The organism is Microcystis flos-aquae FACHB-1344, assembly GCF_014698375.1.
In the GTDB taxonomy this organism is placed as follows: domain Bacteria; phylum Cyanobacteriota; class Cyanobacteriia; order Cyanobacteriales; family Microcystaceae; genus Microcystis; species Microcystis aeruginosa.
Genome location: NZ_JACJSW010000138.1, coordinates 1 through 15445 on the forward strand (window position 1 = coordinate 1; position 15445 = coordinate 15445).

The 15445-nt window shown below is 43.6% G+C and carries 15 protein-coding genes and 1 pseudogene; 10 read left to right on the forward strand and 6 right to left on the reverse strand.

The window, feature by feature from the left end:
• Positions 1-25 precede the first annotated feature (25 nt).
• From H6G48_RS26305 to H6G48_RS12025, 4 genes and pseudogenes are all read right to left on the reverse strand, one after another.
• Positions 26-661 carry an RNA-guided endonuclease InsQ/TnpB family protein gene (locus H6G48_RS26305; protein WP_242034625.1) on the reverse strand — a complete coding sequence of 212 codons (636 nt, stop codon included), beginning with the start codon at positions 659-661 and terminating at the stop codon, positions 26-28.
• Positions 662-1458: 797 nt separating this feature from the next.
• A pseudogene (locus H6G48_RS12015) lies at positions 1459-1584 on the reverse strand (PEP-CTERM sorting domain-containing protein); the annotation flags it as partial.
• A 1695-nt stretch (positions 1585-3279) separates the two neighbouring features.
• Positions 3280-3636 (reverse strand): iron-sulfur cluster assembly accessory protein, encoded by a 357-nt coding sequence (locus H6G48_RS12020; RefSeq protein ID WP_190721919.1) that lies wholly within the window; start codon positions 3634-3636, stop codon positions 3280-3282.
• Positions 3637-3979: 343 nt separating this feature from the next.
• The gene (locus H6G48_RS12025) at positions 3980-4369 is read right to left on the reverse strand and encodes a hypothetical protein (RefSeq protein ID WP_190721921.1); all 390 of its coding nucleotides are present in this window, start codon (positions 4367-4369) and stop codon (positions 3980-3982) included.
• Between the two features lie 211 nt (positions 4370-4580).
• Here H6G48_RS12025 and H6G48_RS12030 point away from each other — a divergent pair, with 211 nt between their 5' ends.
• The 4 genes from H6G48_RS12030 to H6G48_RS12045 all read left to right on the forward strand — a co-directional run bounded on the left by H6G48_RS12030 (position 4581) and on the right by H6G48_RS12045 (position 8857).
• Positions 4581-4922, forward strand: a complete 342-nt coding sequence (locus H6G48_RS12030; protein ID WP_002767360.1) for a phage holin family protein — start codon at positions 4581-4583, stop codon at positions 4920-4922.
• Positions 4923-5662: 740 nt separating this feature from the next.
• Positions 5663-6409 carry a TRAFAC clade GTPase domain-containing protein gene (locus H6G48_RS12035; protein ID WP_190721924.1) on the forward strand — a complete coding sequence of 249 codons (747 nt, stop codon included), beginning with the start codon at positions 5663-5665 and terminating at the stop codon, positions 6407-6409.
• A 254-nt stretch (positions 6410-6663) separates the two neighbouring features.
• Entirely contained in the window at positions 6664-7752 is a 1089-nt protein-coding gene (locus H6G48_RS12040) for a roadblock/LC7 domain-containing protein (RefSeq protein WP_190721926.1), read from the forward strand.
• Between the two features lie 178 nt (positions 7753-7930).
• Entirely contained in the window at positions 7931-8857 is a 927-nt protein-coding gene (locus tag H6G48_RS12045) for an RluA family pseudouridine synthase (RefSeq protein ID WP_190721928.1), read from the forward strand.
• On the opposite strand, the gene bioU is transcribed toward H6G48_RS12045, so the two are convergent.
• Entirely contained in the window at positions 8854-9855 is a 1002-nt protein-coding gene (bioU, locus tag H6G48_RS12050; RefSeq protein WP_190721930.1) for a (S)-8-amino-7-oxononanoate synthase BioU, read from the reverse strand. The genes H6G48_RS12045 and bioU overlap by 4 nt on opposite strands.
• Before the next feature lie 310 nt (positions 9856-10165).
• On the opposite strand from bioU, the gene H6G48_RS12055 reads away from it, so the two are divergent.
• The 6 genes from H6G48_RS12055 (at position 10166) to H6G48_RS12080 (ending at position 13740) form a co-directional block, all read left to right on the forward strand.
• A complete protein-coding gene (locus tag H6G48_RS12055) occupies positions 10166-10381 on the forward strand; it encodes a DUF2997 domain-containing protein (protein WP_002762645.1) in 216 nt (71 codons plus the stop codon).
• 44 nt (positions 10382-10425) lie between these two features.
• Positions 10426-10812: a DUF1257 domain-containing protein gene (locus H6G48_RS12060; protein ID WP_002762644.1), complete on the forward strand. Its 387-nt coding sequence runs from the start codon at positions 10426-10428 to the stop codon at positions 10810-10812.
• Complete coding sequence (locus H6G48_RS12065) at positions 10812-11219, forward strand: ferredoxin (protein ID WP_002747586.1); 408 nt, start codon at positions 10812-10814, stop codon at positions 11217-11219. Before H6G48_RS12060 ends, H6G48_RS12065 begins: the two co-directional genes overlap by 1 nt.
• A 115-nt stretch (positions 11220-11334) precedes the next feature.
• Positions 11335-11490, forward strand: coding sequence for a hypothetical protein (locus H6G48_RS26310; RefSeq protein WP_242034626.1), 156 nt, complete (start codon positions 11335-11337; stop codon positions 11488-11490).
• Positions 11491-11810: 320 nt separating this feature from the next.
• Positions 11811-12050 carry a DUF2442 domain-containing protein gene (locus tag H6G48_RS12075; protein WP_002773190.1) on the forward strand — a complete coding sequence of 80 codons (240 nt, stop codon included), beginning with the start codon at positions 11811-11813 and terminating at the stop codon, positions 12048-12050.
• Between the two features lie 973 nt (positions 12051-13023).
• Positions 13024-13740: a potassium channel family protein gene (locus H6G48_RS12080; protein ID WP_190721931.1), complete on the forward strand. Its 717-nt coding sequence runs from the start codon at positions 13024-13026 to the stop codon at positions 13738-13740.
• Here the strand turns inward: H6G48_RS12080 and H6G48_RS12085 are convergent.
• Positions 13697-15325 (reverse strand): cation:proton antiporter, encoded by a 1629-nt coding sequence (locus tag H6G48_RS12085; protein WP_147071007.1) that lies wholly within the window; start codon positions 15323-15325, stop codon positions 13697-13699. The genes H6G48_RS12080 and H6G48_RS12085 overlap by 44 nt on opposite strands.
• Positions 15326-15445: the final 120 nt, after the last annotated feature.

A 15445-nucleotide genomic window follows, 5' to 3' on the forward strand; every position in this document is an offset into this window, starting at 1 on the left:
CTGTACGATATAACCCTCGTGAAATTCAGTTTCCTGAAAACACTGGCTTTTCAGTTATCTGTCCATAAACGGGGAGAGGATCGTCATTCAAAAAATTAGAAGCTGAGGTATAGGATTCTTCTTGAAGAATCACTTTGATTCCTATTAATCGACATTGATAAATAATCATGTCAATTAATCGAGCATGAGGGATGGTCACAAATTTTTGATTGTTGACTTTTCCTAAGTTTACTTCTTGTTTCCAACCGTCATTTTTCCCAATTACTAAAGTTGTTATCTCTTGGGCAACTAAGAGATTGACTAAATAACTACTAGCTCGGTGAAGATAATTATCTACTTTCTGATTTCGACAGCGAGTTAAACGGCGAATCCTCTGGGAACTTTGACGATTGCCTTTTAACAGAGATTGTAACTTAGCTCGACGTTGGTTATAAAATTGATTCAGGCTTTTTAACGGTCTGCCATTAATCAACAAAGGGATAAAATCCGGTTGATTTGAAGTTACAGCCATCAAATTATCTATACCTAAATCTATCGCCGCTATCTTTTCATTAGGAGCTAAGAACTGTTCGGTTTTCTCATAAATTACCTCGATTACATAACAATCACATTTAGGGACTATTCTGACTTCTGCTATGCGCTCCGCTACTCTCGTCGGCAAGGCATTGAAGTACCTGATAGTTTGACTAACCCTTGCCTAAGACCTACTTTGTAGGGCTTGAATCGTGTAAACTAAGAGATTTCGTCCTTTTTTTGGCTCCTTATAGCCAGGGATTTTGGGTTTGAACAGAAATTGATCGGGGTGACTTTTAAACTCCGATGAAGCGGCAAAAAATGATGGCCAGTTCCGGTCTAATCCTCTTAAAACTTGTTGGGAAACTTTAGCGGGTAAAGCTTGATACTGTTCTGTCTTTGACCTCAGAGAGGCCATCTGATTATAGGTCAAATAGCCGTGGCCATAAATGAAGTTTTGTCGGATTAAATAATTGGCTGAGTTGTAGAGATTTTTAGACTGCCAAGATCAATTATCTATCTCAGCCCAAAATCGATGTCCTTTCTTGATAATGTGTCTTTCTGCTACTAACATCCGTTGTCTTTTAACTCAGCGTCGGGTTTTGAAGGGTTGTCTTTTTGCCTAGTCTGATAGTTTTGTCTGTACATATTACCATGGTTGACTATATCTGACTATATTTGTATTGAAACTTTACAATACAGTAGAATGTACGATTAGAGAGGGAAGTTATCGTTTTTCTAAGATAACTAGACCGACTTCTCGGCAACAAAAGGCGTTAGATTTATTGGGAGTTTATTTAATTTGTACCCAGTAAAGGGGCATCGGAAATTCTTTTAATCCCTCCCACAGCAAAGGTTACGACCATTTGTCAATGGGGGAGTCTGGAAATACCCCCCCTCAATTGACTGAATGAAAGGAAAATTTATTGTGTTTTCCTGGGCAATTTAGCCGACTTTTGTGGTTTCTTTTGTGGTGGATTGGGAGGGTTTGAGTTTGCGCTTGAGGGTTGAAGCTGCGCCGAGAGTACCGAGGGCAACCAGTCCAAGAAGGGAATTGGGTTCGGGAACCGCTTTCATCGTCAGTGGCCCAGCTTTGACTAGACTACCTTCCATGGGTGTTAACTCAAGGAAGATGGGTTTGACGCTTGAAGACCCAGCCGAGCCAAAGTAGTATTTATCGGGGGGTGTGGGAGCAGGGAAAATGAATTGGCCTGGTGCTGGCACGAAGGGCAGCACCTGCTCTCCAGGGGTGATCCCCGGCTCCACCACACCTACACCACTAAAGGCAAAGAGAAAGGTGGGCAAGTCATCGGCCGGGGTGTTCTTCCACCTCCACCAAAAGTCGGGTGCAAATTCCTCAACTACTGGCAAACCTATTGATAGATCAACTGGCTCCTCTGGAGCAACCGGCTCCTCTGGAGCAACCGGCTCCTCTGGAGCAACCGGCTCCTCTGGAGCAACCGGCTCCTCTGGAGCAACCGGCTCCTCTGGTGGGATATAGCTTGAATTCGTGGACTGACCGAACGACCATACATCCGGCTTAAGCTTCTCTATCGCCGCTTGGGCATCGGCGAGATTGGCAGCCGCTCCATAGAAGATATTGAAAGTGCGGGACTCACCCGGGGCTAGATCACCAAAGGCAAAATCAAAGACGGAACCTTGGTCTGCCGGTCCTTTTTGGAAGAAATCAACATTGATGAAATTTCCACCCGCGTAAGTGCGCGGATCGGAGGAGGCAAAGCCGTTGTCGCTGGCAAAGCGCACCTTGCCACCGGCGGATTCGAGATTGCTTTCCACCCCAAAGTGGCTCACATACTCATTAAACTCAGTGGGTGACACATCCCAATCCATCACGCGGCGATAAACCACATCGGTAACTGTTTCCGTGCCGCTGTTTGTGATGGTGACGTTGCCTTGAAACACATTGGGGACTAAGGAAACACCGTAGAAGTGCCCAATGTCAACGGGATAGTCGGCCAATTGAATGAAAGAGGAGGCTGTTGTGGTCGTGGAACCAAAAGACCCCCCCGTCAGCCCGCCGCTGCCTGAAGATTGATTCACCCAACCAGCCACGCGGCTGCCAAACGGATCAGTGACAGCCACGCCCCATCCTTCACAGAGACAACCTGGGGAGGTGGCATCCCGCCAGGTTCCATCGGGGAAGCGATAGGATAAGCCTGTCGCCCCTGCATTGACAGGACTGAAGCCTAATGGATCTGAAAAATTCAGATGGCCGGCATCATTCACGCCAAGAGCGACGGAGGCCAGAGATGGATCGGCATTGTTAAAGATCACCGCCCCTACCTCTGCCTGAGCCACTTGCGGTGACAAGGCATTAAGAGCAGTCGCCAGTCCAAGTGCTGCGCCTGCAAGCAACGAATTAGACAAGTTCTTAATATTCATGAGAAACTAAAGGATTTTTACAAGTGGGAACGCTACCCTCGCAGCTGGGGCAGCCAGCTTATGCAGGGAAGATATTGAAATTTTGCCCCCCCTCCGAACTATATCCTAACAATAGATATAATTTTTAATAATTCTTTACATTCCTCTCTCCGACCAGCGACTCACCAAGACTTTATCCTCTTGTTGCCAGAAGACCCTATCGGTCTATACCGTTTTTAAATGTACGAATCAAGGGTTCGCAGGCAAGCACGGATTCCCATTATACAAGAACTATAGGGCAAGTCTCCGATTTTGTCAAGGGTTTTGGCCAAAAAAAAATCGCCTCTGGGAGGCGGGGGTGAAAGGTATCACCCTGGAGAAATATTAAACGCCAAAAGACTTACCACAGCCGCAGGTTTGACTGGCGTTGGGATTAGTGAATTGGAAACCACCGCCGATCATCGCGTTGCTGTAATCTAACATGAGACCGTAGAGATAGAGCAGACTTTTTTGATCAGAGACAATTTTAAAGCCATCGTAATCGAAAACCTCATCTTGGGGGCCAATATTGCTAGGATGCTCAAAATCCATCATATAGGACATTCCCGAACAACCACCCTGACGCACACCCACGCGCAGACATAAATCCTTGCCCTGTTGCTCTTTGAGCGTGGTAAGGTGTTTGAGGGCAGCCTCACTGAGTAAAATTCCTTTTCCTTGAATCTGAGTAGCTTGTGTCATCTTTAGCAGGAACTCCTAAACGCAGTTGAAGGGGACATATAAAACTTTACCTTCTCCCATCCATCTTAACGATAGTTGAGGGCTGATGACTGGATTACTTCTTACTTTTCCCAGTCTCGCAGGAGTTTTAGGGCAAAAAGAAGCAAAAAACTGGGATTATTAATTAAATATGGTTGCCAGAGACGACTAGGTTCTTGAAACAAACCATAGAGCCATTCTCAGCCGATTTTCGTCACCCAACGGGGTGCTTGAGACAATTCGCCTTCCGGGAGGATGATAATCAAATCAGGAAAACGCTGCCTTGGGGATGCCGAAAAAGCAGCCGGAAAAGAGCCAAAGAAATTCACTTTTCTAAGCGGAGATTAGTGCCGCTGCTATCGGTGCGATAAACCCAAGTTTTTTGCTTATCAGTCAGAACAATTCGCCATCCTTGCACCAATGCTTGAGTACAGAATTCTCCCGGTTTAGCTAATCCTAAACAACCATCGGGCCAGGTTTGTGGTTGTGCTGCTTGAATTTGCAAGCGATTAACCGATATCTTGGTTTTCCGACTCAAATCTTGACGGGTAGCGGCGATGACCGAATTAGGTGGCTCAGGAGATGCTAAACTGGGTGGCGCTAAGAGGAGAGAAAGCAGGCTCATTAGCATGAAAATGCCAGTTGATACCAGAATAATTCTCGTTTTACCGATTGGTACTTGCTGGCTTTGGCTAAAATTTTTTCTAGATATCATCTTTAGTGCTGCCTCTTTCCGGGGGGTGATAGTCCGAGCGAATCCTCCTGTTTATAACCAGTGTAACCGATACTATGTTCCCGCTCTGGTTTTCGAGCAGCGGCAGCAGTCAATGTCGGTTTTCGTTGTCATCTCCTGAAGACTTCCGTCTCTTTAAGTGGCGATGGCGATTAGAATAGATGAGGATGAACTATCTTAGATGGATGGACTTATGTTATCTTTTTTCCTCCGTTGGTTGATTACCGCCGTCTCTTTATTGATTACAGCGCGAATAGTACCCGGTATAGAAATTAAAGATTTTACCGTGGCTTTGATAGCTGCTGTCGCTTTGGGTTTAATTAATGCTATTATTAGACCCCTGTTGATTCTTTTTACCCTGCCTTTAACTATTTTGACCCTAGGGTTATTTATTTTTGTGGTTAATGCCATTTCCTTTTCTTTAGCCTCCTATTTTATCAGTGGCTTTGAGGTAAAATCATTTTTTGCTGCTTTATTCGGTTCGATCGTGGTTTCGATCATTTCAGGAGTTCTCAATGGTTTTTTTGTTGAATAAAGTGACCAATAATTCGGTTAATTAGTCAGCAATCCTCTGTTTAAAACAGCTTGGCTTACTCTGATCTAGAGACGTTGATTATAACAACGTCTCTCTGGTTTTTGGTAAATAGCGATAGTTTTTATTTGAGAATCAGGGAATTAAATTGACAAAAAGATTGACAAAAATTATCGTTTGTGTTAAACAAGTTATATCGATTATTTACCAGAGGGCTTTAGGGTATGTTTATTATTTTATGTATGAGATCGCTTAGAACTACACCCAGAAAATCCCTACGGATTTAAGTGGGTGGGTGGAATTAAATATAAGATGAACGTAGGTTGGGTTGAAGCATGAAACCCAACGCCAGATTATGTTACGCTACCGCTAACCCATCCTACAAATAATTGTGCCTCCCTACTTACCGTGGCTTTTGTCGTTAAAAATCAGGAAAATTTAATCCCAAGATTTCCATCTCAAGCACCGAGAGCAAGTTCAATTACTATTAGAATAGTAACTTTTTGTGAAGATTTGGCTAACCGGGATGATCCGATCAGACAAAACAAATATAATCATCTTAATTAGATGACTAATAAGCTTTCTTAACCATCTTTCCAGACAGCATAACTACAAGAGTGTAGCAGGGGATTGTTGAGCTAAGGAGATTAACTAATCTCAAGTCAATTTTTCTTGTCTGTGTTGGCTTGAGAGACACAATCATCGCAGCAAAAGTTTTTTTCATTCAATTTAGAGGTTTTAAAATGACTAATAATCAGGAAAATCTTAGCCAAGAAAACAAAATTTATACAGTTCTCAGTATCGGTCAAAGAGGAGCAGGAAAAACAGTTTTCCTAGCGGCATCTTATCAGACTTTCAAAAATCAAGCAACTTCGGGAAATCCGGCTAATATTGTCTTCAGATCTCAAGAGGAAGAAAGCGAAGAAGATATTGAAAAAATTCTCAATTATGTCGCTAGAACAGGTCAATATCCCCCCGCCACTTTAAAAATCAGTAACTTTGATTTTAGTTTAGAGAAAAAAAGCGGTGATCGCTCGGATAAAATAGCGACAATTCGCTGGTGGGATATACCCGGAGAAAGTTGTCAAATCTATAATTTAGCCTTTGTCAATATGGCTTTACAGGCTAATGCTTGTTTACTGTTTTTAGAAGCAGCAAGTTTATTAAATGATTCAGACAAGCATAATAATTACCTGAAAATTTTTCAAACCTTGATCGAGATAATTAACCATAATAAAACTAGGTTTAATTTAGGCATTATTATCAGCAAATGCGATCTAGTTGTCTCTGACCAAAAATGCTGGCAAAACCTACAATTAAAAGTCAAAGAATTAGAGCAAAAACTGCGAGAGCAAAAAGTTAATCACCGTTTTTTTTACTCAACAGTTTTAATTGATTCCCAGCAAGGCACACTGCAAGCAAATCAAGCTTTAGACTCCCTATCTTGGTTATTGTCTCAAATCGATCAACAACTGGTAAACTTTTCCTAAATGACCAGCACTATATCCGATCCATTTACAGCAAGATTAGTAAAAAAATCTCTCAAAAATCTGCTGACTGCCTTATAACAGTCATCTTAATGGTGAGGTGTGAAGTTTTCGTTTTGGGGAGTCGGCACCAAATTAGGTGACAGTTCATCTTGAGGAGAAATGCCGTCAAATATCTCCCCAAAAACTAGAAACAAGACACAATTGTGTGAAAATTATTTATAATAGCCCACAAAAGTGCTTAAAGGTTACAGATCATGTCCTTGCTCGTTGAACAACTGATTTATAGCAGTTTCTCACAACTGGGATTTAAATATATCGCTAGTGTCAATGTCCCCCTAGGGATTCAACAGTTTTTTTATCAACATATAGTCTCTCAGTTATGGGACACCTATAATCCTCCAGACAGGAAATTTAAAGGAGTCTATATCTATCAAATTGACTCCCATAACACCCTCTTTGGTTGGTTAATTAACGATGGTAAGGATGAATTTGGTCGTGGGGACATCCCCTACTTTCATTGTTATTATTTACAGGAACTACTCGACTCGAAACAACTGTTTAAAATCCTTGCCTGTCTAGAAGCAGGCCCCCTAAAACGTATTTTCAGAGATGAGGCTAAAATCTCCCTTGACCCCGTAATTTTAGCCGACAATTATCAGGCAAATGCCTTTGAATTAGGGATTAAACTTTCTAAAGATATTCGTCTGTTTAGCCAACGGCAACTGCGGGAAGGAAAACCTCTACAATGGTTTGTCTCCTCGAAAGAAACCAAAGAACGACAACGACCACATCCCACCGATAATAACTATGATAACTCTAAAAATACCTTACCTAGTGAACCAAATTATAAGGTAGAAATTGCCAAAATCCTGCAAGAATTAGCCGAAAAACCGCTCGCTATTGAGGGGATCATGCTTGTTTCTCCCCAGGGTCAACCTTTGACTGATTCCATCGGCATGGAACACAATAGTGCTTTAATCTTAGCAGGAACAATGCTCTATCTTGTCAATAACACAAAAGAGGAATTAAGCTGGTCTGATCTGGAACAAATTGCTATTCGCAGTCCCCAGGGTCATCTGATCTTAACCCCTTGCAGTGACCAAGCTTTTCTTTTAGTGAAAACTGGCAAAACGATCACGGGATTGTTAGAGGTAGAAATCCAGAAAACTCGCTCAAAATTAGCAAAAATTCTCGCTATCTCTAACCCCACCCCCGAAACTCCTCTCTTAAATCCCACAGTTAATCCCCTCCTTGATTCCGTTGTAGAAGAATTCGAGATCGTCCTCGAAACCGAAGATAATAACAATGCAGATATTCGTTACCGGGGCAGACCAATTCAGTAATCAGTAATCAGTAATCAGCAATCAGGAGTCAGGAGATTATTTTTATTTATTCTCCCCAATTCCTAATTCCTAATTCCTAATTCATAATTCCCCATCTCTCACCTCCCCACACCCCACACCCCACACCCTGCCCCCCTCCCTTCTCCCCCACACCCCACACCCTGATCACTAAAAACCGATGAACCAATTAAACTTAGAAGTTGCGGGAAAAAAAGAACGTTTAGATGCTTGGATGGGGTCACACTTGCCCGATTTATCGAGATCGAGGCTGCAAAAACTGATAGAACAGGGATATATACAGTTAAACGGTCAAATTTGCACTAATAAAAATACTAAAGTTGGTCAAGGTGATCGCTTAAAGATTACCATTCCCGACAGTCAACCCCTGCAATTAACCGCCGAGGCGATCGAGCTTGATATTCTTTACGAAGACGACTATCTGATTATTATCAATAAACCTGCCGATTTAGTGGTTCATCCGGCTCCCGGCCACGAATCGGGAACCTTGGTCAACGCTTTACTGCATCACTGCCCGAATTTAGCTGGAATTGGTGGAATTCAACGCCCCGGTATAGTCCACCGCTTAGATAAGGATACCACGGGTGCGATCGTTATTGCCAAAACCGACCAGGCCCATCAACACCTACAGGCACAATTAAAAACCAAAACTGCCCGCCGGGAATACATCGCCCTCGTCCACGGTGTCCCCAAAAGCGAAACAGGTACAATTGATCTGCCGATCGGTCGTCACCGCAGCGATCGGCAAAAGATGGCTATTATTGCCGTGGAAAAAGGCGGTAGAAATGCCGTCACTCACTGGCAAGTCAAGGAAAGACTGGGCAACTACACCTTAATGGAATTTCGCCTAGAAACTGGCAGAACTCATCAAATTCGCGTTCATAGCAGCCAAATCGGTCATCCGATTCTTGGGGATCCCCTCTATAGTTCAGGTCGTTCCATCGGGATTAATCTACCCGGGCAATTACTCCATGCCCATCGTTTAATTTTAGTACATCCGGTCACGGGAGAGAGCCTAGAAGCGATCGCTCCCTTACCCGCTATTTTCCCGAAAGTTTTAGCTATTTTACGGCAGAGGAACCCCTAGCGCACAAATTGCGGCATAATCTCCGCTGCTGTCCATAATCCGTAGATACCGCGACGATGTAGGGAAACCCCCGCTTTCAGATAACCGAAAGCCGGCCCGCAGACATTAGCCGCCATACTGGTTTCATCACCTAAAGTGAAGGTATGGGTGGAAATTTTGCCTTCAAAAGTCCGCCCCGTGACTTTAACATTGGTACTCAAGGGCTTTTTCGGGTTGCGCGTATCCACCACACCCCCGACGGAAACCCGATCGCGTCCACAGATTCCGGCTAATTCCAGCATAATATCGTCCGCGTGTTCCATATTTTCGAGGCTGAGAATGCCATTGGTTTTATTTAACAGCATTTCCACTTCCGCATCACTCATCCGGTGCGCCGTTTCTGGGTCGTAACCGGGTAAATGGGCGATATCTTCGCGAATAGTGGCACGATAAGCCTCCCAGTTGGCAATTCCCACGCCGAAGGTAATTTTAACGCTATGAATCTCTGCATAACTCTGGGCAGCTAGGGCAGCGGCAGCAGTTAACAGTCCGGGGGTAGCGCCGCAGCCGGTCATGTAGGTGATGCCGGCGGCTTCTAGGTCTGCTTGTAGTGCTAAGATTTGTTCCATGGCGCTGGTACGTTTGAGCGCATCGACTAAAACCCCGCGCCAACCCAAGCGAATGAAAGTTTTAGCGATATCGGCCATGAAATTGTTGGGTAAATTCGGCAGGGCGAGAAAATAGCCTTCTACGTCGGCAGTTTTGATTAATTCCTCGATACTGTTTTGGCTGAGACTGCCGTAATTTTCCAGATAACCGATCGAACCCCGGTCATGATAAATTTTGTTACAGGTATTGACATCTAGACCGTCTTTGTGGTAAGCAAAACCGGCTTTATCGGCGGCGGCAGTCCAAAGCATTTCCTGTTTGGGGGCGAGAATTCTAGCGGCAGCCTGTCCCAAACCACCAAAACCTAAAACACCGATCCGAAGGCAATCGCTGGCTATTTGTTTATTCATATTTGTTCTGATTCCTATAGACAAAATTCTATGATCTCGGCGGTCGTGGTTCGCCGTTGCATCTCCTTTATTTTCAATTTATCGCTTCAGGTCGTCTTTTTTGTGTACTTTTGTTAAATTATGCCTCCTGGGTCAAGGTTCGCCCTTGACGATGAAGAAAAGTTACGGGAAACTTACAAAAAATGAAAGTGGTTAGGTGACGTAATATAAAGTTTTGCTAAAATTTTAACCAGATTGCTACGATTAGCAAACTATCGTAAATTAAAACGATAGGGAGCTTTGCAAACCCCAGATCACGCCGAGAAGAGCTATGAGCATGGAAAGCCTAGAGTTTATCATCTATCCCGATGGTCGCGTTATGGAAAAGGTGACAGGCATAGTCGGTTCATCTTGTCAAGAGGTGACGGCGGCGATCGAGGCACAACTCGGGCAGCTGATGTCTCAAGAGAAAACCTCGGATTATTACCATCAAACCGTCAGCCAGTCAGAGAAAGTCAGCAACGAAGCCACTTTTAGCGACTGGTAATTTTTCATCTTTCCCGATCCCTTTATTTAAGCCACTGAAAAACCATGTCACACTTTAGCAATATCAAAACCAAAATCCGCGATCTATCCTACCTAAAAGCCGCCCTCAGCGATATGGGGATGGAATGGAAAGAGGGTTCTCACCCCGTCAAAGGTTATCAAGGTCAAACTTTAACCGCAGAGGTGGTAATCGAGCAAGATAACAATTACGATATCGGTTTTCGCTGGAATGGTAACGAGTACGAGTTAGTTGCCGATTTACAATACTGGCAACAACCCCTAACCGTAGAAGGATTTTTAAGAAAAGTAAATCAAGGTTATGCCTACCACACCATTCTGGCAGAAACTGCTAAACAGGGTTTTCAGGTGGCAGCACAGGAAAAAAATACTGATGGTTCCATTCGTCTAGTGGTACAACGTTGGAGTGCCTAATGGCTGATTTTTCTCCCGAACGCTCTGGTTTTGAACCAGAGTTAGGGGGATTCCTAAGAGATTCCCCCGATCGCACTGGTTTTGAACCGGAATTGGGCGGTTTACTGCGCCAGAAAGCGGTTTACGTCGATGAGGTCACTTGTATCGGTTGTAAACACTGCGCCCACGTTGCCCCCAATACCTTTTTTATTGAAGGCGAATACGGTCGCTCTCGTGTCTATAATCAGGACGGTGACGAAGAAGAAATTATTCAAGAAGCGATCGAGACTTGTCCGGTTAACTGTATTCACTGGGTTAATTATAATCAGTTGTCATCCCTTGAGGAAGAACGCAAACATCAAGTGATTAAACAGTTAGGTTTTCCTCAGATTCACAAGAAATTTAGCCCCGCAGATTTAGATATCTAGGGTGGATAGGTACAGCCTCATCCACCTATTATTTCCTAGAAGTTATGGCAGCGGCTCCCGATCGAATCCGCTACAGTTCTCAGGGGAAATAATCCTATCTCGGATTTTAAGGACAATGAACACCCAACTGATTGATTCTCTCGTGCGAATTATTCTCTCTCTCTCCGAGGAAGAAAGAGAGTTACTGAATCGAAAAATTGAGAGCGAACAACGGGAAAATTTGCAGATTAACGCTCAAATTTTGGATTTAGAAACCCGTGTCAAGCAATAGGAAAATCAATATCCCATGAGTTCGGAAGAATTCTCTCCTAGATTTCGTTCTGGTGAGCTAGGGGACGCTATGGATTATTTCGAGTGGAATGTTTATTATGAAATGCTATTGGCAGCTAGAAAAGAGATAAGTTTACGATCAAATTAGATGGAGATAGCCGATTATATTCGCAAGGTTAAACGGAAATTATCTGAGAGTTTGATCGTCAACTCTTTCGCGATTGTCGATGAAAGAATTTTATTCGATCGAGGCTATTTCCGAGCGAGAGTCCTTCGATTTCAGGACAACAACTGTATAAAATTGAACCACTGAGATAAATCATGAATCCTAGAGTTAAAGAAGTTATCCCTTTGCCAAACTATCAATTACAACTCATCTTTACTAATGAAGAAAAGAAAATTTATGATTGTTCACCACTGCTCGATTTTGGCATCTTTCAAGAACTTAAAAACAAACAGTATTTTAATCAAGTAAAAATTTTAGATGGTACGGTAACTTGGCCGAACGAACAAGATATCTGTCCGGATACTCTCTATCTTGACTCCATTTCCCAAACCTAGAACAGTTCGATCGAGGAAACCCGACAACTTCGCATAAAATTTAGGAAGCATGAAAAGTAACGCTCCCACTGATCAGATTTTCTTTCGCTACAGGCTTTCTCAGAAAGATGAGGTTAGTTATTGTTGCTAAAATACTTGATGAGTAAAGATTAATCTGTACTTCATCTCTAGGAGAAAGAGTGAGAAATTTTCTACTTACCCGGTGATTGCTGTGGGGAGGGAAAAGTTAGAGGCAATCGGGGCAAAATGATAAGTATTCTATATACAAACACCTTCAATACTTAAAAATATTTAAATTTACAATTAGTAATATTTATTTTTACTTAAGAATTTATTGAGAATAATTTCTATTTATTTACGAGATAGCAATACTTCCAGCGATTCTGGTATAATTTTGCATTATGCTATGGTGGGTTTCCTTTGTCTTTTTTGGAATTTTTAAGGTCTAGCTTGCCTTGAAACCATTGCTAAATCTAGACTTTCCCTTTTAGCCAAACCAAACACTTTCGCCAATTATCCCTTTTTTCCCCAACAACGTTGATCTAATTTTTGTGTAGTTTTGTTGCAAAGTCAAAATTTTTTTGACAAAATGCCCGAATTGTGGTAGAGACGAAATGACGGGATTTAGCATCATCTCTAGTTCCAATGTTTCCTAAAACCAGAGACTTCCTGCCTCACCCTTAAGATAACTGCTAGAGTTGTTTTTTCTGGTATTTGAATTGATAAAAATAAATTTATTTGATGTTGTCTGTGGAGATTTTTTGGGTAAGTAGCTGGTTATAATCTAATTGAAACCACTTAATTAAGTAGCTGGTTATAATTAAATTAAAAATGGATTTTAGGTTCGATCCCCCCTGCCCCCCTTGATAAGGGGGGTGCCGATAGGCGGGGGGATCCCCCTGAATAAGGGGGGCATCTGATAATTTTTAACGCCTACCTACTTAGGCAGTATTTTGTTAAGTAAAGAGCCGCTATGTACGTTTTAATTGGTGGGGCGGGAATGATGGGGCTAGGTTTAGCCCAACAACTTTTAGACTTGGGACACACCGTGGCCATCGTTGATGTGGACCCTTTAGCTTGTCGGTTTGCCCGGGAAAAAATTGGTGTCATGGCCTTTGAGGGGAGTGCTGTCAGCACGAAAGTTCTGCTGGAGGCGGGGATTCGACAAGCTAAGGCGGTTGTTGCCGCCCTGAGAGACGATGCCATGAATCTAGCCCTAGTCACCCTGTCTAGAAGTTATGGCATTTCCCATATTGTGGTAAGAATGTGCGATCGCGAATTTCTCGAGGCCTATCGTCTTGCTGGAGCTAGTCACATCATCAGCACGATTGATTTAGCCGTTGTCACCATGGCCAATGCGATCGAATACCCCGAAGTAGAATCGATGATGCACTTTGAACAGGGGCAAGTGGAGGTGCTAAAGCTGCCGGTCCCCAGGGATTGTTATGTAGCTGGGCGTACCGTTGCCCAAATCGCTCAAGATGCCAACTTTCCGACCGGTTCGCTGATTATTGGCTATCAGTGTCACGCTTCTGCCAGTTTAGAGATTCCCAACGGCAATACCGTCCTAGAAGCCGACTCAACTATTTTGGTGGTCACTCGTCCGGAATACGTCAAACCGATGATCGATTACCTCGGCATTCAAACTAATCATCGTCCAACGATAGAAGTTTCTCATCCAAACCTTTAACGTAAGATTGTACTAAATTTTCTGGTACAATGCGTTTGCGAAGTGCATCGCTCAAGGCTGCCTTCTCAGCGAGGAACAATCGTCGTCGAATGGCATCTAGTTGACCGTTGTTAGGCTCCATTTGCCCCGATCGAGACTGATTATAAGCATCCCGCAGCACCCGTTCCGATACCGCCACTTTTGCCTGATAAGATGCCCACAGTTCTTCGTACACTGCTTTCGGTAAAACGCCGGATTTCAGTAAATTGGCTAACTCATCTTGTGCCGCTTTCGACGCGATCAACTGCAGCTGTAACTGTCCAATCTCCCGTGTTACTGCCGAAACCTGACTAATATCGAGCTTTTTAATTAGCCAGGGTAAGGCTAATCCTTGGATGACCAGAGAAAATAACACAGCCCCAAAGACTAGCTCGATGATCAATTCCCGTCCTGTTAGAGTCAAAGGAATAGCAACCGCTAGGGCCATGGAGAGGGAACCCTTGATGTTGCCCAAAATCAGAATATGTTGCCAGCGTAAGGGGATCGGTCGATCGATCCAGCGAAGTACCCATAGTAAAGAATACACTGACAGAATACGCCCCAATTGATAAGCCAAAATGACCAGCACAATCGATGGCAAGGTTTGCCATAGGGTCAAGGGGTTGATTTCAATACCAATAAGCAGAAAAATAAAGGTATTGACGATAAAACCGGCGTATTCCCAAAAACTGATCAGGGTAATGCGATCGGATGCAGAGGCGCTGCGAGGCAGCCCCAAGTTACCAAAGACAAGTCCGGCAATAACTACCGCTACCGCTCCCGATACACCCAAAAACTGCCCGAGTTGAAAAGCTCCCAAGGCAAGCGCAACCGTAAGCAACAGACTACTCAGCGGCTCCCGTAAGCGCACATAGATGGGCAGACACAGATAGCCTAGGACAGCGCCCACTAATCCCCCACCCAGAGCAACGATCAACACTTCCTTGATGACTTGTGTGGTGCTGATGGTTCCAGTCGCGTAAATCACCAAGAGCAAATTGAAGGTGACGAGTGCGGCTGCATCATTAAATAGTGTTTCCCCTTCCACAATAGTGGAGAGCCTAGAGGGAACCCGAATTTCTTTAAAGACGGCAATCATCGAGACAGTATCGGTGTTTGCTAGAATCACTCCCACCAGTAAGGCGGGAATCCAATCTAGCCCTAGGCCAAATTTTACCAAAACTGCAATAATCGCCGCAGAAAAAACCGAGCCGGGTCCTGCCAGCAGTGCGATCGGTTTAAAGGTACTGCGAAGACGGCTGATATCGGTATTAATCGCCGCTTCAAAAATCAGAATCGGCAGAAAAAGGTTAAGCACTAAAAACGGATCTAAGCCAATACGACGAGATAAAAGATCGGTGATCGGTAATCCTGCTAAGACTAAACCTGCCACATAGGAAATGCGTAATCGCTGGGTTACTAGAGCAACGGCAGTGGCAATCAGTAGCAGCAGGATCAAGACAAGAACCAGTTCAGGAATGTCTCCCACCGTTTGGCTGTTGACAGCAGAATTGCTATCGAAGGATTTTTGTTGTGCTGCCCAGGCTACTAATAATTCTCCCCTCATAGGACGATTTTACCGACAATTAAGAACTTGGCTATTTTTATAATATAAGGGAAATTATGGCAGTCACAGCCTTTCTCAGAAAGATGAGGTTAGTTATTGTTGCTAAAATACTTGATGAGT

What these genes read in the sequence shown, in the direction of transcription:
- H6G48_RS12085 (WP_147071007.1), bottom strand. Translation starts at nt 15,325, where the DNA reads ATGAGGGGAGAATTATTAGTAGCCTGGGCAGCACAACAAAAATCCTTC.
- H6G48_RS12065 (WP_002747586.1), top strand. Translation starts at nt 10,812, where the DNA reads ATGGCTGATTTTTCTCCCGAACGCTCTGGTTTTGAACCAGAGTTAGGG.
- H6G48_RS26310 (WP_242034626.1), top strand. Translation starts at nt 11,335, where the DNA reads ATGAACACCCAACTGATTGATTCTCTCGTGCGAATTATTCTCTCTCTC.
- H6G48_RS12025 (WP_190721921.1), bottom strand. Translation starts at nt 4,369, where the DNA reads ATGATATCTAGAAAAAATTTTAGCCAAAGCCAGCAAGTACCAATCGGT.
- bioU (WP_190721930.1), bottom strand. Translation starts at nt 9,855, where the DNA reads ATGAATAAACAAATAGCCAGCGATTGCCTTCGGATCGGTGTTTTAGGT.
- H6G48_RS12045 (WP_190721928.1), top strand. Translation starts at nt 7,931, where the DNA reads ATGAACCAATTAAACTTAGAAGTTGCGGGAAAAAAAGAACGTTTAGAT.
- H6G48_RS12080 (WP_190721931.1), top strand. Translation starts at nt 13,024, where the DNA reads ATGTACGTTTTAATTGGTGGGGCGGGAATGATGGGGCTAGGTTTAGCC.
- H6G48_RS12040 (WP_190721926.1), top strand. Translation starts at nt 6,664, where the DNA reads ATGTCCTTGCTCGTTGAACAACTGATTTATAGCAGTTTCTCACAACTG.
- H6G48_RS12035 (WP_190721924.1), top strand. Translation starts at nt 5,663, where the DNA reads ATGACTAATAATCAGGAAAATCTTAGCCAAGAAAACAAAATTTATACA.
- H6G48_RS12060 (WP_002762644.1), top strand. Translation starts at nt 10,426, where the DNA reads ATGTCACACTTTAGCAATATCAAAACCAAAATCCGCGATCTATCCTAC.
- H6G48_RS12075 (WP_002773190.1), top strand. Translation starts at nt 11,811, where the DNA reads ATGAATCCTAGAGTTAAAGAAGTTATCCCTTTGCCAAACTATCAATTA.
- H6G48_RS12030 (WP_002767360.1), top strand. Translation starts at nt 4,581, where the DNA reads ATGTTATCTTTTTTCCTCCGTTGGTTGATTACCGCCGTCTCTTTATTG.
- H6G48_RS12020 (WP_190721919.1), bottom strand. Translation starts at nt 3,636, where the DNA reads ATGACACAAGCTACTCAGATTCAAGGAAAAGGAATTTTACTCAGTGAG.
- H6G48_RS12055 (WP_002762645.1), top strand. Translation starts at nt 10,166, where the DNA reads ATGAGCATGGAAAGCCTAGAGTTTATCATCTATCCCGATGGTCGCGTT.